Genomic DNA, 19,555 nt, shown 5'->3' with positions numbered 1-19,555 from the left:
GCCCGAACCCCCGAGCTACTGGGCGTTCGGCCGCTCCCCCCGAGCCGCAGCCCTCTCCATCCCCGCCACCCGCTCCAGCAACGGCATCGGATCCACCCCCACCGACCCGGGCAGGAACTCCGCTATCCGTTCCACCGTCCACCCGCCGGAGGCATACGCCGCCCGCAGCTCCCGCGGCTGAGCCCATACCGCGATCTTCTCCCCGGCGACCGTGTACACCTGCCCGGTGATCCCCTCCCGGGAGGCCGCGTCGGACAGCAGGTACACCACCAGCGCGGCGACGTCCTCCGGCTCCCCGATCTCCGCCAGTTCCATCGGCACCCCCGCCGACATCCGGGTCCGCGCGACCGGCGCCACCGCGTTCGCGGTCACCCCGTACTTGTGCAGCCCGAGCGCCGCGCTGCGCACCAGCGAGATGATCCCGCCCTTCGCCGCGCTGTAGTTGGCCTGCGACACCGACCCCTGGTGGTTGCCGCTGGTGAAGCCGATCAGCGTCCCGGCCCGCTGCCCGCGCATCACCGCGGAGGCCGCCCGGAACACCGTGAACGTGCCCTTCAGATGCGTCGCGACGACCGGGTCCCACTCCTCCTCGGTCATGTTGAACAGCATCCGCTCGCGCAGGATCCCGGCCACGCAGACGACCCCGTCCAGCCGCCCGTACGACTCCAGCGCCACGTCCACGACCCGCTGCCCGCCCGCCATCGTGGAGATGTCGTCGGCGACGGCCACCGCTTCCCCGCCCGCCGCCTCGATCTCCTTGACGACGGCCTGGGCGATCTCGCTCGTCGGTGAGGCTCCGTCGACCGCGACGCCGTAGTCGTTGACCACGACCTTCGCGCCCTCGGCCGCCGCCGCGAGTGCGACCGCCCGGCCGATGCCCCGCCCTGCCCCGGTGACGGCGACGACCTTGCCTGCCAAGAAGTTCCCCACGCCCGGCCCCTTCCCGTCCCACGGTTTCTGACGGACCGTTAGATTCTCGATGCCCGAATTCTACGACCCGTCAGATACGGGAACACAAGCCCCGGGGAGGACTCATGTCGCTGCCGGACGCGTTCCACGACATCGCCAAGCGCGTGAACAACTGGGGCCGTTGGGGAACCGACGACGAGGTCGGCACCCTGAACCTGATCACCGACGAGGTCGTCAGGCAGGCCGCGGCCACCGTCCGCACCGGCCATCGCGTCCCACTGGCACTGCCTCTCCAGCAGGACGGCGTGCAGACCGGCATGATCCCCGGCCGGGTCGATCCCCTGCACGCCATGGTGCAGATCAACCAGGAGATCTTCGGCCCCGGCACGGTCGCGTGCAGCGACGACATCGTGACCATGGGGCTCCAGGCGGCCACCCACTGGGACGCCCTGTCCCATGTCTCGCACTCGGGCCGGCTCTACAACGGCCGCCCGGCGCACACCGTCACCCCGCACGGCGGCGCCGGGTTCAGCGGTATCGGCACGGTCCGGCACGTCGTCTCGCGCGGGGTGCTGCTGGACGTCGCCCGGGCCCGGGGCACGGACCGGCTCGACGGTGGGTACGCCGTCACGCCCGAGGACCTGGACGCCGCCGAGGAACTGGCCGGCACACGGGTGCGGGCCGGTGACGTCGTGCTCGTACGCACCGGACAGATCCAGGCCTGCCTGGCCGGGGACCGGCACGGCTACGCGTATCCGTCACCGGGGCTGTCGATCCGCACGCCGGAGTGGTTCCACGCGCGCGATGTGGCAGCGGTCGCCAACGACACCCTGACCTTCGAGGTGTTCCCGCCGGAGGTGGCGGATCTCTGGCTGCCCGTGCACGCCCTCCACCTCGTGGAGATGGGCATGCCCCAGGGGCAGAACTGGAATCTCGAAAAGTTGTCCACAGCCTGTGGAGAAGCGGGCCGCTATGTGTTCCTGCTGACGGCGACCCCCGAACCGTTCACCGGGGCGACCGGCTCTCCGGTGGCGCCCGTCGCCGTCCTGTAGGCCGGGCCGGGCCGCCACCCGCTGAAGCTGGATGGCGGCGCCGCGCTGCTCGCCCCGAGCACGCCAGCGCGCGCCGCCACCCGACTTCGGCGCTCCCGCCCCGACTCCCTGGCCCTGAAGGGAGCCGACGCCGAATCACGACTCACACTCGACGAGGGCTGCCGTCCACCGAAGCCCTCGTCGTCCCCTCACGGCGAATCGCTGACCACAAGCGTGAGCAACCAGTCACGACGCGTCAACACCCGTTCGGCGATATGTCACTCATGCGGCTTTTGCCGTAGGCGCGCACGGAAGCACGTCCCGGCGCATCGCCGCATCCCCCGAGGGAACCTGCCGACCCGCCGTGCATCCGTGCCCCGGCCCCGCCGCACGAACCCGCGGCACGTGCCGTCGTCCTCCACGCCCGGGCAGGCGCGGACCGCGGTCGGCGGTCTCGGCGGCCGGCGGCGCTACACAGCCTCGTACGCCAGCCCCTCGTAGGCCGCCCCGCCACCGTAGGCCGTCACGCCGCCCCCGCACGACGCCGTGAGGTCGCGGGACTTCGCACACCGGTCCAGTTCGCACCAGATGCGCTTGCCGGTTGCCTCGACGCTCCAGCCCCAGCGGTCGGCGAGCCCGTCGACGAGCGCCAGCCCCCGGCCGCCGGTCGCTTCGTCACCGGCGCACCGGGGCACGGGGGCCCGGCCGCTGCGGTCCGCGACCTCGAGACGGACCGTGGCCTCCTCCGTCACCACGTGCGGCAGCGAAAGCCGCAGGACCGCGGGACGGCCGGTGTGCACCACGGCGTTGGTGACGAGCTCGGAGACGAGCAGGATCAGCGTCTCGGCGAGGGGTTCGTCGGCCTGTATGCCGGACCCGGCCAGGCGGGAGCGGGCCCACCGCCGGGCACGCCCCACTTCTGCGGGGTCGGGCCGGATCTCCAGCTGCACTTGAAGCACCTGCACCGCTCACACCATCCGAACCGGCGGACACTTAGGCTCGCGCCTCACGAGGGCCACGATCGTAGCCATTTTCTGCATGGCCAGAACAACGGCCGGGACAAGGATCACGGAACGTGAATCCCTTGTGGGACAGCATGGTTGACGTACAGTCACGCCAACAAGCGCTTCGGGCATATTCCAGCGCGAAGGAGTACCCGTGCGGCATACTGTGCGACGCTCGCCGCGGGCAGTCGAACAGGCGGCGACACGGGGTCGCACTGCGCTCGGAGCCACTCGCATTTGACACAAGGTACCGGAGCGCGCAATCGACTCCAGGCCGTAACGAGTCACACTGAGGACACAAGCCGATATCAACGCTCCGTGATTCCGGTATGCCACGATCCGCGACATCTCCGGGAGCGCGTACGGCGATAGCGCAGCCAGACGGCCCGTCAGGCCGAGTCGGCCGACAAAGCCGCGGCGAGAGCTTCCTCACTCTCCGTGACACCGCCCGCACGCTGGGTTCGAACCCATGCGCGTTTCAGATGCAGATGGACCTCGGACTCCCAGGTGAAGCCCATGCCGCCGTGCACCTGGAGACAGTCGCGGGCGCCGCGCACGGCGGCCTCGTCGGCGAGGATCCGGGCCGCCGCGATGTCGGCCGGGTCGGCCGTGACGGCGGCCGCGTACACCGCGGCGCGGGCCGTCTCCGCCCGGACCAAGATCCCCGCGCACAGGTGCGCCACGGCCTGGAAGGCCCCGACGGGCCGGCCGAACTGTTCGCGCGCCCGGGCGTGTTGCGCCGCGAGTTCGCAGACGCGGCCGGCCGTGCCGAGTTGCTCGGCGGCGGTGAGGAGGACGGCGACGGGGTCGGGGGCGGCCCGCCCGGCAGGCACCCGGTGCAGGGGCGTCAGCGGGTCGAGCGAACGCAGCGGCACGGCCCCGGTGGGGTCCCCGCGTACGACGTCCGCCTCGCCCAGCCACTCCACGAGCCCGCCGTCCACGGCCGCCACCACCGTCGCCCCGGTGGCCGCACCCGGTACGGCACCTGCCGCGAGGTGGGTGGCGACGAGCGGCCCGGGCACCAGCGCCCGCCCCGTCTCCTCGAACAACAACACCGCCTCCGGCAAGCCGAGTCCGACCCCGCCGTCCGCCTCCGGCATCCGCAGCGCGAAGAACCCGAGGTCCCCGAGGGCCCGCCACAACGCCCGGTCGAGCCGCGGCGATCCGGCCGTTCGACGGGTCCCCGCGGCGCCCCCGTCCGCCTCGGCACCGCGTACTGGCCGGCCACCGGCCCCGGCACGACCCGACCGTTCGCCACCGGCCCCGGACACGCCCGCCCGCTCCCCGGCTGACGCGGAACCACTCGCCCCGCCTCCACCCGTCCCGGAACCGACCGTCCCGTCACCGCCCGCACCGCCACCGCCGCTTTCGGAAGAGCCGGCCCCCACCCCGCGACGGCCCGTCCCCTCACTCTCCGTGCCGCCCTCCACCCCGGCAGCACAAACGGCCGCCCGCAGCGCGGCCGCGTCGAACCGGCGGGCCAGTGCCTCGCGCAACCCGTCCCGCAGGGCCCGCTGGTCGTCCGTCAGGCGGAACCGCACGGCGCCTCACCGTCCCTTCGGCAGGCCGAGGATGCGCTCGGCGATGATGCTGTGCTGCACCTGCGAGGTGCCGGCCGCGATGGTGTACGACAGGGAGCTCAGTCGTTCGAGGGCCCAGGGCCGGTCCAGGTCGAGGCAGTCGGGGCCCAGCACCTGCGCGGCGGCGTCGTAGAGCTCCTGGCGGGCGTGCGAGTAGCGGAGCTTGAAGACCGAACCGCCGGCGCCCGGTACCCCGCCCGATGCCTCCGCCGCGCTGACGTTCCACTGGGTGAGCCGCCACAGCGCCCGGAACTCGGCGTCGAGCCTGCCCAGTCGGCGCCTGAGGGCCGAGTCGTCCCACCGGCCGTTCTTGCGGGCCTCGACGGCCAGTTCGCCAAGCACGCGCCGGCAGGCGACGACCTCGCCGACGAAGGCCGTGCCCCGCTCGAAGGACAGCGTCACCATGGTGACGCGCCAGCCGTCGTTCTCGTCCCCGACCCGGTTCGCCACCGGCACCCGCACCTCGTCGAGGAAGACCTCGGCGAACTCGGCCGACCCGGCGAGCGTGCGCAGCGGCCGTACGGTGACGCCGGGCGCGTCCATGGGCAGGGCGAGCCAGGTGATGCCCCGGTGCTTGGGCGCCCCGGGGTCGGTGCGGACCAACAGCTCGCACCAGTCGGCGACTTCCGCGTGGGAGGTCCAGATCTTGGAGCCGGTCACCACGTAGGCGTCGCCGTCGCGCCGCGCGCGCGTGCGCAGGGCCGCGAGGTCGGATCCGGCGCCCGGTTCGCTGAAGCCCTGGCACCAGACCTCCTCGCCGCGCAGGATCGGCGGCAGCCAGCGTGCCCGCTGGTCGGCCGTGCCCTCGGCGGCGATGGTCGGACCGGCGTGCAGCAGGCCCACGAAGTTGGCACCCACGTAGGGCGCGCCAGCCCTCTCGGTCTCCTCCAGGAAGATCAGGCGAACGCTCGGTGTGCCGTCCCAGTGGACGTCGGCGTATCCGGCGTCGTGGAGCCGGCGCTGCCAGCCGAGGTCGTAGGCCCGCCGCCCCGGCCAGTCGTCGGGGGACGGCTTGGGCGGGAGGGCGGGAAGCACTCTCGCGAGCCAGTCCCGCAGGCGGGCCCGGAAGTCCTCCTCCTCGGGCGTGTACGACAGGTCCATCGGCGGGCCTCAGCGGTCCCGGTCCAGGTCGAGGTCGAGCATCCGGATGGCGTTGCCCCGCATCAGCTTGTACACCGTCTCGTCGTCGAGGCCCTTGACGTGGTCGAGGGCGACCTCCTTGGTGTGCGGGAAGGTCGAGTCGACGTGCGGGTAGTCGGTCTCGAAGGTGGCGTTGTCGCGGCCGACCACGTCCAGCGACGCCACCCCGTGCTTGTCGCGGAAGAAGCAGCAGAACATCTGCCGGTAGTAGTACGTCGACGGCGGCTCGGGGATCGTGTCGCGCACCCCGCCCCAGGCACGGTGCTCCTCCCACACGTCGTCGGCGCGCTCCAGGGCGTACGGGACCCAGCCCATCTGCCCTTCGGAGTAGGCGAGTTTGAGGCGCGGAAAGCGCACCAGGACCCCGCTGAAGAGGAAGTCCATCATCGAGGCCATGGCGTTGTTGAAGCTGAGGGAGGCCTGGACGGCGGGCGGCGCGTCCGGTGAGGCGGCGGGCATCTGGGAACTGCTGCCGATGTGCATGTTGACGACCGTCCCGGTCTCCTGGCAGACCGCGAAGAACGGGTCCCAGTAGCCGGAGTGGATGGACGGCAGCCCGAGATGCGTGGGGATCTCGGAGAAGGTCACGGCCTTCACCCCGCGCGCGGCGTTGCGGTGGATCTCCTCGACCGCCAGGCCGACGTCCCACAGCGGGATCAGGCACAGCGGGATGAGCCGCCCGCCGCTGTCGCCGCACCACTCCTCGACCATCCAGTCGTTGTAGGCGCGCACACAGGCGAGGGCGACCTCCTTGTCGTGCGCCTCGGCGAAGGTCTGCCCGCAGAAGCGGGGGAAGGACGGGAAGCAGAGGGACGCCTCGACATGGTTGAGGTCCATGTCCTCCAGGCGGGCCTTCGGGTCCCAGCAGCCGCGTCGCATCTCCTCGCGGGTGATGCCCTCCAGGGTCATCTGGTCGCGGTCGAAGCCGACGGCGGCGATGTTGCGCTTGTACGGGAACTTCAGGTCCTCGTAGATCCACCAGTCGGTGGGCTGGCCGTCCGGGTCCATGGTGATCCGGTACTTACCGCCGATGTAGGCGAGTTCACCGATCCCGGCGGTCAGCGCCCTCGGGCCGCGCTCGCGGTACTTGGCCGGCAGCCAGGTGTCGAAGAGGTGGGCGGGCTCGATCACGTGGTCGTCGACGCTGATGATGCGGGGCAGTTCGGTCGCCATGGGTCCCCTCCGCCGGACGGTACTTATCTGATGCAGCGTCAGATAGCATCCCACCTGACGACCCGTCAGCCAAGCAGCACGCCGAGGAGCAGGGGGCAGCCGTGAACGACACTCCGCACGCCCTGAGTTCGTCCCGCACCCTGTGGGAGCTGGTCACCCGCCGTGCCGCCCTCACGCCCGACCGCCCGCTCTTCCTCCAGGACGACCGGACGCTGACCTTCGAGGCGCTGCGCGCCCGTGCCGAGCGGGTCGCGGCCGGGCTGTACGGCATGGGCGTACGCCCCGGCACGGTGGTCGCCTGGCAGTTGCCCACCCGTATCGAGACGGCCGTGCTGTCCTTCGCCCTGGCCCGGCTCGGCGCCGTGCAGACCCCGGTGATCCCCTTCTACCGGGACCGCGAGGTCGGCTTCGCGCTGCGCGAGTCGAGGGCCGAGTTCTTCGCGGTGCCGGGCACCTGGCGCGGCTTCGACCACACGGAGATGGCCCGGCGGCTCGGCGCGAAGGGCGTCTTCCAGGCCTACGACGACCTGCCCGAGGGCGATCCGTCCGTGCTGCCGCCCCCGCCCTCCGACGGCACCGCCGTCCGCTGGATCTACTGGACGTCCGGCACGACCTCCGACCCCAAGGGCGTGCTGCACACGGACCGTTCCCTCCTAGCGGGCGGCTCCTGCCTGGCGCACGCGCTGCGCCCCTCGGCGCAGGACGTGGGCTCGATCGCCTTCCCCTACGCCCACATCGGCGGGCCCGACTACACGGTGATGCTGCTGCTCTACGGCTTCCCGGCGGCGTTGTTCGAGCAGTTCGCGCTGCCGGAGGCGCTGGCGGCGTACCGCGCGCACGGGGTGACCATGGCGGGCGGGTCGACGGCGTTCTACTCGATGTTCCTGGCGGAGCAGCGCAAGCGGCCGGGTCAGCCCGTGGTGCCGACGCTGCGGCTGCTGGCGGGCGGCGGGGCGCCCAGGCCGCCGGAGCTGTACCACGCCGTCGTGCGCGAGATGGGTGTGCAACTCACCCACGGGTACGGCATGACCGAGGTGCCGATGATCACCATGGGGGATCCGGACGACGGCCCCGAGCTGCTGGCGACGACGGAGGGGCGTCCGCCGCAGGGCATGGAGATCCGGATCGTGGACGGGGAGGTGCGGCTGCGCGGGGAGGCGGTGTGCCGCGGGTACCTGGATCCGGGGCAGACGGCGCAGGCCTTCGACGAGGACGGGTTCCTGCGTACCGGTGACCTCGGGCGGCTCACGGAGACCGGGCACCTGGTCCTCACCGGCCGGTTGAAGGACGTGATCATCCGCAAGGGCGAGAACATCTCGGCCCAGGAGATCGAGGACCTGCTGCACCGGCATCCGGCGGTCGGGGACGTGGCGGTGATCGGCCTGCCGGACGCGGCGCGCGGCGAGCTGGTGTGCGCGGTGGTGGAACAGCCGCCGGGGGCCGAGGCCTTGGCGCTCGCGGACGTCACCGCCTTCCTGCGCACCGAGGGACTGTCGGTGCACAAGCTGCCGGAGCGGCTGGAGGTGGTGGACGCCCTTCCGCGGGGCGAGACCCTGCGGAAGGTGCTGAAGTACAAGCTCCGCGAGCGCTACGCGGGTACGTGACCCACAGCGGGCCGGCCCCCAGGGGCGCGGGGAACCGCGCGAACAACCACCGACAGCCCACCGCCGCCCGCCCGGAACAACCCCCACGGCGAAGGGGCGCCGGCATCCCGCATCCGGCGGGCGCGGACGCGTGGCCCTACTCGGGCACGGTGAAGTAGCGGGCGAAGGCCGGGACGACCTCGGACTCGCCGACCTTGCCGTCGCCGTCCTCGTCGAGCGCGGCGGCGGCCGGGCCCGCGAGGTCCTCGGGGACGCCGAGGCACTTCAGGACGCGGCCGGCCTCCTCGGTCGTCGCGGCGCCGTCACCGTCGGTGTCGGCGACGTCCAGGGCCGCGTGCAGGAAGGGGCGGGCGATCTCGGCGAACCGGTCGGGGTTGTCACGCAGGCGCTTGACCGCGCCGTTGACGAACTCCTCGCGCGTGATGCGCTGGTCGCCGTCGCGGTCCGCAATCCCGGCCATGCCCTGCCAGAAGGCCTCTGCGCCGCCGTACAGGGCCTGTCCCTTGTCGGAGCGGGCCGCCACCGCGAACTCCGTGAGCAGCGCCTTGACCGCGCCGTAGAAGTCCTCGCGGTCGATGTAGCCGTTGCCGTCCTGGTCGAAGGTGGCGAACCGGGCGGCGATCCTGCGCTCGTACTCGCTGCTGACCATGTCTTCTTCAGGCCGCCTTACGTCGGGTGGGGTGCGTTTCGGTCGGAGCGTACGACGGGGGGCGCCGTTCGGGCGCGGGAAAGCGTCACTTGTGCCAAGACCGGGGGAATTCCGGGACAACGGCGTGTCGGAACGACAACACTCGGTCTACCGTGCGTCGTCGGACCGTCACGCGGACAGGGGTTCGCCCTCGTCGCCGAGGGCCGCGTCCACGTCGCCGTACACGTCGAACAGCCTGCGCACGCCCAGCGCGCCGAGGACCCGGTTGACATGGGAGCCGTCTGCGGCGCCGCGGGCGGGCAGCACGAGGCGCAGCCGGCCCTGGCAGGAGCGGATCAGCCGGCGGGCCGCGATGAGCACGCCGACGCCGCTGGAGTCGCAGAAGAACACCTCGGACAGATCCAGGACGAGACAGTGATGCCCCTCGGCCACCACGTCGTGCACGCGCTGACGCAGCACCGGTGACGTCACCAGATCCAGTTCGCCGGACACCTGGAGCACGGCCCACTCGCCCTGCTCGCCGCCGGTCACTTTGAAGGTCACCACCACGCCCTTCGATCGCCAAACCGGAAGCAGACCCTACGCTTCCTTGCAGCGCGGCTGCCCAGCGGCAGTTCCCTGAAACACAACCCGAAAAACGGATCCCCCGCGGAAGAGGCTTGTTTTCGTCGAGTTCGATCCTGTTCGATCCTCTTCAGTCAGGCCTGATCCCAGGGCCATGGGGTAGGCGCGAGCCCAAAGGCAACCGGTGCGAGGGCCGGTGGTCCTCTACCACCTACGGCCGGTCAGGGGGCGCACATTGCCACAAAGGGGCGTGCGCCACCGGACGTGCCGACTACATTCGAGGAGACGTCGGGCACAGGCTGGACAGAGCACGGGCGCGGGACACGAGCAGGGGGTGAGGGGGCCGCATGGCGAAAAAGGACGTACCGCCTCGCTGGGACCGCAAGATGCAGCAGCGGCTCGCCCGCGGGGAGGCCGCCGCCCTCGGTGAGCTCTACGACCGGTTCGCCTCCCTCGTGCACGGCCTCGCCCACCGCGTCCTCGGCGACGAGCGCGCCGCCGACGGCATCACCCGCGAGGTCTTCATCCACGTCTGGGAACACCCCGACTCCTACGACCCCAGGCAGGGCCCGCTGCGCACCTGGGTCGCCACGCTGACGCACCGGCTCGCCGTGCAGCGGCTGCGCGCCACCGAGACCGCCGCCCTCGCCCGCGAAGGCTCCGGCACCACCGAGGAACTGGAGCACAAGGTGCGCCGCGCCTCGGTCGCCGCCCGCGCCGACTACATCGTGCAGTCCATGCCCGTACCGCTGCGCTCGGCCCTGGAGCGGGCCTACTTCCAGCGCCGCGACTACCGCCAGACCGCCGCCGACCTCGGCATCACCGAGGACGAGGCCCGCCGCCGCCTGCGCCTGGGCCTGCAACTGCTCTCCACCGCCCACGACACCGAGGCACCGGGCACACCGCCCGGGTACGGGGGTGCGGTGTGAACGGGCCGGACCGGTTCGAGGCGTACGACGGCGACGAGGGGGAGAACGACCACAAGGGGAAGGGCAACACCCGGGACGAAAGCGGCATTCGGGATGAAGGTGGCGAGGGTGGGCGCGGTACCGGCACGCCCGGTGACGCCCCGGAACGCGGGCGCCCGCCGCGGATACCCATGCCCCGGGCCTCCGTCGAGGACAGCGGACTGCCGCTGCCCGCGCCCGCGGACCCCGGCGACACCGCACCGCCGCCCGCCCCGCCCGTCTTCGAGCACCCCGTGCTGAAGGCGCTGCTCGGCGCCTGGGCGCTGGCCGCGTGCTCGGCCGAGGAAGCCACGGCTGTCGAGGAGCACCTCGGCGCGTGCGGCTCCTGCGCCGACGAGGCCCGGCGGCTGCGCGAGGCGGTCGGGCTGCTGCAACGCCCCGAGAGCCTCGACCTGGACCCGGGGCTGCGCACCCGCGTCCTGAACACCTGCCTGGAGCGGCGCCCGCCGCGCATCCCGGTTCCGGACTGGGCCGCCGCCTACGACGCCGAGACCGCGCGCCTGGACGCCCTGCTGCAGGACTTCGGCGACGCCGAGTGGCACGCGCCGGTACGGCTGCGCTGGTTCCGGTCCGACGAGTCGACGAGCCGCCGCACCACCGTCGCCGGGGTCATCGCGCACCTGCTCAGCGTCGACGGCCTGGTGGCGGTGGCGCTCGGCCTGGACGACCCGCTGGGCGACGTCCCGTCCCGGCAGCCGACGCCGGCGGCCCGCACCGAGGCCCTCTGGCGCGCCTCCCACTTCCCGCCGACCCGGTTCGTCCGCGCGCCCTGGCGCGAGCAGAGCCACAACCTCGTGCGCACGGTGTCCTTCACGGGCGGCGGCGCCGGGAAGATGCCGGTGTCGTACGGCGACTTCGAGCTGCCCCTGCACGACGCGATGCTCGACCGCGCCTTCGAGTGCTGGGTGCACGCGGAGGACATCGCCGTCGCGGTCGACTACCCCTACGACCCGCCCTCGCCGCGCCATCTGCACCGCATGATCGACCTCGCGGCCCGGATGCTGCCGACGGCCCTGGCCCATCGCCGCCGGGCCGGGCTCGCGTCCCCCGCCCCTCACCGGCATCTGGTCGCGGCGGGCGAACCGGGCCGCAGCCTCCGGCTGGAGATCGAGGGCTCGGGCGGCGGCGAGTGGCTGATCCCGCTGGACTCCCCCGCGGCGAAGGGCTCCGCCGAGCACGAGGTGGCCCACGTGGCCCTGGACGGCGTCGAGTTCTGCCGCCTGGCCGCCGGCCACGTCCCTCCGCAGGAGGCGGCGGCAGGCCAGGTGGGAGACAGAGAGGCGATCAGAGACGTCCTGTTCGCGGCGGCTTCCCTGAGCAGGATGTAGACCGACCTCAGGGGCACTCCCGAGGGGCGCGGGGAACTGCGCGACAAGCCATGGACAACCCGCACCCGCCACGAAACGGGACCCCCGAGCTCCTAGGCGAAAATCACAGTCCGCCGCCCGTTGAGCAGAATCCTCCGCTCGGCATGCCACTTCACACCCCGGGCCAGCGCCTGGCACTCCACATCACGCCCGATCGCGACAAGCCCCTCGGGCGTCACGTCGTGCCCGACCCGCTCGACCTCCTGCTCGATGATCGGCCCCTCGTCGAGATCAGCCGTCACATAGTGCGCGGTGGCCCCGATCAGCTTCACACCCCGCGCATGAGCCTGGTGATACGGCTTCGCGCCCTTGAAGCTCGGCAGGAACGAGTGGTGGATGTTGATGATCCGCCCGGACAGCGCCTTGCAGAGGTCGTCCGACAGCACCTGCATGTACCGCGCGAGCACGACCAGCTCGACACCCTCCTCGCGCACGATGTCGAGCAGCCGCCCCTCCGCCTCGGACTTCGTGTCCTTCGTCACCGGAATGTGGTGGAAGGGGATGTTGTACGACTTCACCAACTCGGCGAAGTCCGTGTGGTTCGACACCACTCCGGCGATCTCCACCGGCAGCGCCCCGGTCCGCGCCCGGAACAGCAGGTCGTTCAGGCAGTGCCCGAACTTGCTGACCATGAGCAGGATGCGCATCTTCTGGTCGGCCCGGTTGATCTGCCAGTCCATCTGGAACGAGTCACCGATCGCCGCGAAGCTGGCGCGCAGCTTCTCCACGGTCACCGGGGCGTCCGCGGAGAAGTGGACCCGCATGAAGAACAGTCCCGTGTCGTGGTCGCCGAACTGCTGGCTGTCCTCGATGTTGCAACCGGTCATGAACAGATAGCTCGACACGGCGTGCACGATGCCTTTCCTGTCCGGGCAGGAAAGGGTGAGGACGTACTGGTCGGCCGGGACCGCGGCGCTGGAGGACTGCTCGTTCATGCAGGACAGGTTCCCACAAGGAACGACACCCCCGGCAATCGTCCCGCAGGGCGGACCGCACCGCGAAGCCGCTAGGCGGACCTGGTCATGATCCGCAGCACTTCCAGGCTGCGCGGCGCCGCGTCCGGCTCCTCGCCGTCACTCGTCGCGAGCTGCACGTGCGCGTCCCGGGCCGCCTGGACCGCCTCCGGCCACGCCTCGTGCTCGAGGTACGCGGCGACCGGCGCGTCCGGCCCGACCTGGTGCATGATCCGCAGCACCCGCAGCACCGCGCTGTCGACCAGGGCGGCCTCCTGCGCGTCGCGGAAGATCGTGCCGACGTACTTCTCGGCGGACCAGTGGTCCAGCCAGGTGTCCTCGACCAGCCGGTACACCGCGTCGGTCACGTCGCCGAAGCCGTCCACACCGGCCAGCCAGACGTCCCGCTGGAACCCGGGATCGGAGAGCATGTGCAGCGCCGAGCGCACGTTGCTGCGCCAGCGCCACCACGGCATGTCGTTGACAGGCATGCCGCCCATGGTGGATGAGCGACGGCCACGACGGGAAGAGTTCTCCGAAGCTTGCACGGTCATCGATCGTACGTTCCCCTCCACATCGGTTACATCAGCCCCCGTAATTCACCTGTGCGTCACCACGTGTTGACCCGAGATCACTCACGGGTTAGCCGTGTGACGGAATCGTGCGGACCCATGACCGGCAGGCGACGCACCCGCAGCACATTCCTCCCCGGCCTCCTCACCCGTCACGCCAGAAACGGCGTCCTCTCCGCGGGCACGGCGGTCGCGTGCGCGTCCCTCCTCGCCGGTTGCGGGGTCGTCCCCGGCACCACGGGGGATGCCGGGGACGACACCATCACCGTGATGACCTGGGCCCCGCAGGACACCAAGGCCACGAACAAGCCCGGCATGCCCGCCTTCGCCCAGGCCTACGCCCGCTGGATCAACGCCGCGGGCGGGATCAACGGCCGCAAGCTCAACGTGCTGACCTGCAACGACCACAACGACAGCGTGGACGCCGCGAAGTGCGCCCGGCGGGCCGCCAAGGAGAACGCGGTCGCGGTCGTCGGATCCTACAGCCAGTACGCGGACTCCTTCTTCCCGTCGCTGGAGGGGGCCGGCATCCCCTACATAGGCGGCTACGGCATCACCAACGCCGAGTTCACCAGCCCACTGTCCTACCCCGTCAACGGCGGCCAGCCCGCGCTGCTCGCCGGTCTCGGCAGCGCACTCGCCGGTTGCGGGCCCGTCGCGCTGATCCGGCCCGACACCATCGCGGGCGACCAGCTGCCCCCGCTGCTCGACTCCGGGCTGAAGGCCGGCGGGCACCGCGCCTCGACCGACCAGCGGGCGGCGGAGGACGCCACCGAGTACGACGGCCAGGCCGAGCGGGCGCTGAGCACGACGACCCGCGGCGCGGCCGACGACGGGTGTGTGGTGCCCGCGCTGGGGGATCGCAACGGCACCTTCATGGACTCCTTCCGGCGGGCCCGCGAGGACTACCCCGAGGTGCGGACGGCCACCGTGCTGGGCAGCGTCGACCAGACGGTGATCGACGCGACCGGCGGCGCGTCGGGACCCTACGAGGGCTCGTACATCACCGGCTGGTACCCGGTGGCGAGCGATCCGCGCTGGGACGGCATGAAGCGGGTGATCCGGGAGCAGGCCTTCGGCGACAACCGCATCGACCCCGCGGACGCCGGAGTGCAGACCACGTGGATCGCCTACACGGTGTTCCGGCAGATCGTCGAGTCGCTCGGGGACGGCGAGGTGAGCGCCGACACGGTGGCGGAGGCCCTGGACGACGGCCTGGAGGTCGGCACGGGCGGGCTCACGCCGACGCTGCGCTGGCGGTTCCAGGACAAGCTCGCCGCGGTGGGCTTCCCCCGCCTGGTCAACGCGAACGTGACCCTTCAGGTGGTGCGGGACGGACGGCTGGTGTCGGCGCGCAAGGGCTTCGTCGACACGACGAAGACCCTGCAGGACGCCGACGTGAACTACTGAGCGTCCCCGCCCGCCGGCTCGTCCCTCCCGTGTGAGTCCACGGCCCGCTCGGGCCGTCCCGTCACAGCTGGGTCGGCTGGCGCTCGGTCAGGCCGTACTTCTTCGCGATCCCGTTCCACAGCCCGGCCGCCTTCGCCTTCTCGGTGCTGGCGACGCCGCTGGCCCGGTTGCCGGCCTGGGTCTGGTTGGTGGCGCGGGCCTGGCCCTTCTTGCAGCCCTTCTTGCCGGCGGTCTGGTCGGCCCAGGCCGCGTAGTGGTTGTCGGCCGAGGCGGAGGCCTGCCAGGCCTTGGTGAGGGCGGTGGTCAGCGCGGCGTGGTCGGGCAGCTGGTCGACCTCGATGCCGGAGAGCCGGGTGACCAGCTGGTTGCGCTGCTTGGCCGCGTCGCGCAGGTCCTTGGCGGCCTTGGGGAGGTTGTCGCAGCCCTTGACGTCGGCGACCGCGTTGATCACGGTGCTGCGGCTGTTGCCGCTGTCGGCGAGCAGCTTGTCCAGCTCGACCGCCTGGGCCCGGGCGGGGTCGGCGGACGGGGAGGCGGAGCCGTCCGTAGCGGGTGCGGAGGCGGCCACGGTCTTCTTGTCGCCGCTGTCGTCGTCACCGCCGCCTCCGCCGGCGGCGAGCAGCGCGCCCGCGCCGACGCCGAGGACGGCGATGCCGATGCCGACGGCGGCGATGACGGGCACGCGCGAGCCGCTACGGCCGCCGCGCGACCGGCCGCCGCCGGCGGGCGGGGCGTGGGAGGGCTGGGGAGCACCGTACGAGGTCTGGGGCTGCGGCTGCTCGATGCGGGGCATCTGCTGGGTGGCACCGGCCGGGCTCTCGGCGCCCTGGTCGCTGCGGAAGAGGTTGTCGAACTCGGCGGGCGGCTGCTTGTCCCCGCCGGGCACCGGCGGTATGTACTGCGTCGCCTCGGCGTCCGGGTGGGCGGCGGGCGGCAGCGGTCCGGCTCCCGCCCCGGTGCGGGGCCCGGTCCCGAGGAAACGCGTCGCCTCGGGGTCCTCCCCCGCGGGCATCTCGGGCGGCAGGGCCCCCGGGGTCACCGGGGGTATGTACTGGGTCGCGCCCTCGTCGGCGGACGGCGCGACGGACGGCAGATACTGCGTGGCCGCGGCGGCCGCGTCCCCCGTGACAGGCGGTATGTACTGAGTCGCCCCCTCGTCGGCCGCCGGGGGCAGGGAGGCACCTCCGGCGGACCCGTAGCCGGCCGAGGCCGGCGGCAGTCCACCGCCGTACGCACCGGAAGCCGGCGGCAGGCCGCCCCCGTACGCATCGGCGCCCGGCTGCTGCGGGACTCCCCCGCCCGGGGCGCCGTACGCGCCGGCGGCGGGCGGCAGACCGGCCCCCTGCGGATACCCGTACCCGGAGCCACCCTGCGTCGGCTGGGCACTCCCGGCTGCGGCGCCGTAGGCACCGGCGGCCGGCCCCTGCGGATACCCGTACCCGGAGCCTGCCTGCGCCTGGCCGCCCCCGGCGGGGGGTCCGTACCCGGCGGCGGAGTGCGGCGGCTGCCCGGGCGCGGGGGTGCCGGAACCCTCGGGAGGCAGCGGGGCCGCGCCGCTGGGGGTGCTGTACGGGTCGTACCCGGCGGCGCCCGCGGGCGGTTGGCCCGTGCCGTAGGGGTCGGGGTGCGCGGGTGTGCCGGCATAGGGGCCCGGGGACGGGGTGCCCTCCGGGGGGAGCGCTCCCGAGGGGTGCGCGTCCCACGCGGGCTGCTCCGGCGTGCTCCACTGCTCGGGCTGCGACTGCCAGGTCTGGCCCGGCGCGGGCGGGGTCTGCTGCCGGTCGGGGCCCCACGGCTGGCCCCAGGTCTGGCCTTCCGCGGGGGCCGAGGCCTGCGGCCCGGCCGTCGACGGCGGGGCGGGCCGGCGGCCGGGGGCGTCGGCGGGTCCGCCCGTCATGCCCGGCAGCAGGGGTTCGCCACCGTCCGAGGGCAGCACGATGCCTTCGCGCGCGGGGCGCGCCGAGGGCTCCTCGCCCTGTCCACTCTGCGTCACCGGGACTCCTACTAATGGGGGACCTTGTGAATCGTCGGGTCACGCTACCGGGTCCCCAGAGCCCCGTGCCACGCAGCACAGGGCGCGACCTCATGCCCTGTGAGCGCGGTAACACCACCGGCTCACGGCGCGCTGTTCATGTCACCTCCTGCGCGCCGAGCCGCCGTTTGCCGCACGTTCACGCATCCGCAGACCCCGTGTTCACGCCGCCGCCTGCAGGTCGAGCCGCGCCCCGAACTCCCTCACCACCGCCTCGTCCCGGTACGGCTCCAGCCGCTGCTGGAAGTCCTCCAGGTACTCGGCGCCCCGGTTGGAGCGCAGCCCCTCCAGCAGTTCCACGGCCTTCATGCCTGTGGCGCACGCCTCTTCGATCTCGCGCTGCTGCACCTGCGCCGTGGCCAAGAGCACATATCCGATGGCCCGGCGGCGCGCCCGCGTCTCGGGGTGCCCGGCCAGCGACTCCTGCGCGCACCGGGCCGCCGCCTCGGCCTGCCCGAGATCCCGGTGGCAGTGCGCCAACTCGTCGGCCAGATACGCCTCGTCGAAGTGCGCGATCCACACCGGGTCGTCCCCGGCGGCCGGGTCGGCCGCCTCCAGGGCGCTCACCGCGCGCCCTGCCGAGGACTGGGCGGCGCGCACGTCGCCCATGAGGGCGTGCCCGCGCGCCTCCGCCGCGAGGAACATGGACTCCGCCCGCGGCGACACGCGCCCCCGCGCCCCCTCCTGCGCCGCCCGCGCCAACTGCGCGATCTCCCGCGGGTTTCCGAGCTGCGCGGCGAGATGGCTCATGGAGGCGGCGAGGACGTATCCGCCGTAGCCGCGGTCCCCGGCGGCCTGCGCCAGGCGCAGCGCCTGGATGTAGTAGCGCTGGGCCAGGCCGGGTTGCCCCGTGTCGACGGCCATGTACCCGGCGAGCTCCGTGAGCCGGGCCACCGCGGCGAACAGGTCCCGCCCGACCGCCTCCCGGTAGGAACCCGCCAGCAGCCCCGAGACCACGCTGTTGAGGTAGTGCACGACGACCGGCCGCACATGCCCGCTGCCGTACTGGTGGTCGAGGTCCACCAGCGCCTGCGTCATGGCCTGGACCGCCTGCACGTCGGACTGCCCCACCCGCGGCCCCGCCGTGCGCGACACCTGCGCGTCGGGCGAGGAGATCAGCCAGTCGCGGCTGGGCTCGACCAGCGCGGACGCGGCGACGGAGGAGCCGGACAGGAAGTCCCGCCGCCCCACGTCGCTGCGCCACAGCTCGCAGACCTGCTCGATGGCCCCCAGTACCGTCGGCGAGAACTGCAGGCCCACGCCCGAGGCGAGGTTCTTGCCGTTGGCCATGCCGATCTCGTCGATCGTGACCGTACGGCCGAGTTTGCGGCCCAGGGCCTCGGCGATGATCGCCGGGGCCCGGCCCCGTGGCTGCTGCCCGCGCAGCCATCGCGCCACCGACGTCTTGTCGTAGCGCAGGTCGAGGCCGTGCTCGGCACCGCACATGTTGACCCGGCGGGCCAGGCCGGCGTTGGAGCATCCGGCTTCCTGGATGAGCGCCTGGAGCCGTTCGTTCGGCTGCCTGGCGACGAGCGGCCTTGCGGCCATGGCGTACCCCCTGTGGCTGCGGTGCCTGCCCACGCACCGAGTTGACGTGTCTTCCGCGGCCGAACCCCTCACGTCCCAGCGAAAAGATCCGGCCGTGAAGATCAATGCCCCGCCGACCAGGCGAAAATGCGAGGCATGTGAGGAATGCCGGGGTAACGGCTGTTGCCGGCCCCACTCGTGGCTACCCAGCTCCGGCCACGGTTCCTCCTGCGCGCCCCCGCACATGCACCCATGCGCCCCGGGAACAGGGGCGATGCTCTCCCCCGCGCACGCGGGCGGGCGTAACCCCTGGTGACGACCAGAGTTGTGTTCATCGTGGAAGAGACGATCGCCGGCACCGAAGCCGCTCAGATCCCGAAGCAGCGCGGGGAATCGCTGCTGGAGACCGCTGTTCGCTACGCCGAGGAGCGCCACTGGGACGTGTTCCCCGGCACCTGGCTGGAAGCCGTCGACGGGAGTCAGCGCTGCTCCTGCGGTGACGCGGCGTGTCCGGCGCCGGGGTCGCACCCGGCGCGTCCGGACTGGGCGACGCAGGCGACGGGCAGTGCGACGGTCGCACGGCGGATGTGGCAGAAGCAGCCGACCGCGTCGATCCTGCTGCCGACGGGGCGGACGTTCGACGCGCTCTCCGTGCCGGAGACGGCCGGGTTCCTCGCGCTGGCCCGGATGGAGCGGATGGAGCTGACGCTCGGGCCGGTGACGCTCACGCCGGATCGGCGGATGGAGTTCTTCGTGCTGCCGGGGGCCGGGGTGAAGGTGCCCGACCTGGTGCGGAAGCTGGGGTGGTCGGTGTCGTCGCTGGATCTGACGGTGCTGGGTGAGGGGGCGTATGTGGCTGCGCCGCCTACGCGGTTCGGGTCCCGGGGGGCTGTGCAGTGGGCCTGCCGGCCGACTCCGGCGAATCGGTGGCTGCCGGATGCGGAGGAGTTGATCTCGCCGTTGGCGTATGCGTGCGGGCGGGATCGGTAGCGCCTGATCGTCTGCGTGGTTCCTCGTCGTCGGCGGCTTCGGGTCGTGTGTGGTTGATCGCGCAGTTCCCCGCGCCCCTGAG

At 72.5% G+C, this 19,555-nt stretch carries 17 protein-coding genes; 6 read left to right on the top strand and 11 right to left on the bottom strand.

The annotated features are described in order from the left end of the window. Positions 1–15: 15 nt before the first annotated feature. Positions 16–930 carry an SDR family oxidoreductase gene (locus IE153_RS20300; protein ID WP_189591203.1) on the bottom strand — a complete coding sequence of 305 codons (915 nt, stop codon included), beginning with the start codon at positions 928–930 and terminating at the stop codon, positions 16–18. Positions 931–1,034: 104 nt separating this feature from the next. On the opposite strand from IE153_RS20300, the gene IE153_RS20295 reads away from it, so the two are divergent. Further along, positions 1,035–1,961 carry a cyclase family protein gene (locus tag IE153_RS20295; protein WP_189591201.1) on the top strand — a complete coding sequence of 309 codons (927 nt, stop codon included), beginning with the start codon at positions 1,035–1,037 and terminating at the stop codon, positions 1,959–1,961. A gap of 449 nt (positions 1,962–2,410) precedes the next feature. Here IE153_RS20295 and IE153_RS20290 read toward each other — a convergent pair whose 3' ends face one another. From IE153_RS20290 to IE153_RS20270, 4 genes are all read right to left on the bottom strand, one after another. Continuing rightward, complete coding sequence (locus IE153_RS20290; RefSeq protein WP_189591283.1) at positions 2,411–2,890, bottom strand: ATP-binding protein; 480 nt, start codon at positions 2,888–2,890, stop codon at positions 2,411–2,413. A 443-nt stretch (positions 2,891–3,333) separates the two neighbouring features. Further along, positions 3,334–4,215, bottom strand: coding sequence for an acyl-CoA dehydrogenase family protein (locus IE153_RS20285; RefSeq protein WP_189591281.1), 882 nt, complete (start codon positions 4,213–4,215; stop codon positions 3,334–3,336). A 276-nt stretch (positions 4,216–4,491) separates the two neighbouring features. Beyond that, entirely contained in the window at positions 4,492–5,625 is a 1,134-nt protein-coding gene (locus IE153_RS20275) for an acyl-CoA dehydrogenase family protein (protein WP_189591199.1), read from the bottom strand. Between the two features lie 9 nt (positions 5,626–5,634). Continuing rightward, positions 5,635–6,837, bottom strand: coding sequence for an amidohydrolase family protein (locus IE153_RS20270; RefSeq protein ID WP_189591197.1), 1,203 nt, complete (start codon positions 6,835–6,837; stop codon positions 5,635–5,637). A gap of 101 nt (positions 6,838–6,938) precedes the next feature. Between IE153_RS20270 and IE153_RS20265 the strand changes: the two genes are divergently transcribed. Continuing rightward, the gene (locus IE153_RS20265) at positions 6,939–8,441 is read left to right on the top strand and encodes a class I adenylate-forming enzyme family protein (RefSeq protein ID WP_189591195.1); all 1,503 of its coding nucleotides are present in this window, start codon (positions 6,939–6,941) and stop codon (positions 8,439–8,441) included. Between the two features lie 136 nt (positions 8,442–8,577). Here the strand turns inward: IE153_RS20265 and IE153_RS20260 are convergent, their stop codons facing one another. Both IE153_RS20260 and IE153_RS20255 read right to left on the bottom strand, forming a co-directional pair. Next, complete coding sequence (locus IE153_RS20260) at positions 8,578–9,090, bottom strand: EF-hand domain-containing protein (protein WP_189591194.1); 513 nt, start codon at positions 9,088–9,090, stop codon at positions 8,578–8,580. Between the two features lie 168 nt (positions 9,091–9,258). Then, the gene (locus IE153_RS20255; RefSeq protein ID WP_030849533.1) at positions 9,259–9,639 is read right to left on the bottom strand and encodes an STAS domain-containing protein; all 381 of its coding nucleotides are present in this window, start codon (positions 9,637–9,639) and stop codon (positions 9,259–9,261) included. A 362-nt stretch (positions 9,640–10,001) separates the two neighbouring features. Between IE153_RS20255 and IE153_RS20250 the strand changes: the two genes are divergently transcribed. Continuing rightward, positions 10,002–10,583 carry a sigma-70 family RNA polymerase sigma factor gene (locus IE153_RS20250; RefSeq protein ID WP_189591192.1) on the top strand — a complete coding sequence of 194 codons (582 nt, stop codon included), beginning with the start codon at positions 10,002–10,004 and terminating at the stop codon, positions 10,581–10,583. After that, the gene (locus tag IE153_RS20245) at positions 10,580–11,950 is read left to right on the top strand and encodes a zf-HC2 domain-containing protein (protein ID WP_189591190.1); all 1,371 of its coding nucleotides are present in this window, start codon (positions 10,580–10,582) and stop codon (positions 11,948–11,950) included. The genes IE153_RS20250 and IE153_RS20245 overlap by 4 nt, the downstream gene beginning before the upstream one ends. 92 nt (positions 11,951–12,042) lie before the next feature. Here the strand turns inward: IE153_RS20245 and purU are convergent, their stop codons facing one another. Together purU and IE153_RS20235 are read right to left on the bottom strand one after the other, a co-directional pair. Then, the gene (gene purU / locus IE153_RS20240; protein WP_031110634.1) at positions 12,043–12,924 is read right to left on the bottom strand and encodes a formyltetrahydrofolate deformylase; all 882 of its coding nucleotides are present in this window, start codon (positions 12,922–12,924) and stop codon (positions 12,043–12,045) included. A 71-nt stretch (positions 12,925–12,995) separates the two neighbouring features. Further along, positions 12,996–13,496, bottom strand: coding sequence for an SCO4402 family protein (locus tag IE153_RS20235; protein WP_037821197.1), 501 nt, complete (start codon positions 13,494–13,496; stop codon positions 12,996–12,998). Positions 13,497–13,613: 117 nt separating this feature from the next. On the opposite strand from IE153_RS20235, the gene IE153_RS20230 reads away from it, so the two are divergent. After that, positions 13,614–14,924, top strand: a complete 1,311-nt coding sequence (locus IE153_RS20230) for an ABC transporter substrate-binding protein (protein WP_189591188.1) — start codon at positions 13,614–13,616, stop codon at positions 14,922–14,924. Positions 14,925–14,985: 61 nt separating this feature from the next. On the opposite strand, the gene IE153_RS20225 is transcribed toward IE153_RS20230, so the two are convergent. Together IE153_RS20225 and IE153_RS20220 are read right to left on the bottom strand one after the other, a co-directional pair. Continuing rightward, positions 14,986–16,917: a hypothetical protein gene (locus tag IE153_RS20225; RefSeq protein WP_189591185.1), complete on the bottom strand. Its 1,932-nt coding sequence runs from the start codon at positions 16,915–16,917 to the stop codon at positions 14,986–14,988. Between the two features lie 201 nt (positions 16,918–17,118). Further along, entirely contained in the window at positions 17,119–18,504 is a 1,386-nt protein-coding gene (locus IE153_RS20220) for an NsdA family TPR-like regulatory protein (protein ID WP_189591183.1), read from the bottom strand. 306 nt (positions 18,505–18,810) lie between these two features. On the opposite strand from IE153_RS20220, the gene IE153_RS20215 reads away from it, so the two are divergent. After that, on the top strand, positions 18,811–19,473 hold the full coding sequence (locus IE153_RS20215) for a bifunctional DNA primase/polymerase (protein ID WP_189591280.1): 663 nt from the start codon (positions 18,811–18,813) through the stop codon (positions 19,471–19,473). Positions 19,474–19,555 lie beyond the last annotated feature (82 nt).

This window comes from Streptomyces massasporeus, assembly GCF_014648995.1.
In the GTDB taxonomy this organism is placed as follows: Bacteria; Actinomycetota; Actinomycetes; order Streptomycetales; family Streptomycetaceae; genus Streptomyces; species Streptomyces massasporeus.
The sequence above is the reverse complement of the archived record's forward strand: the minus strand, read 5'-3'. Positions and strand labels throughout refer to the sequence as shown.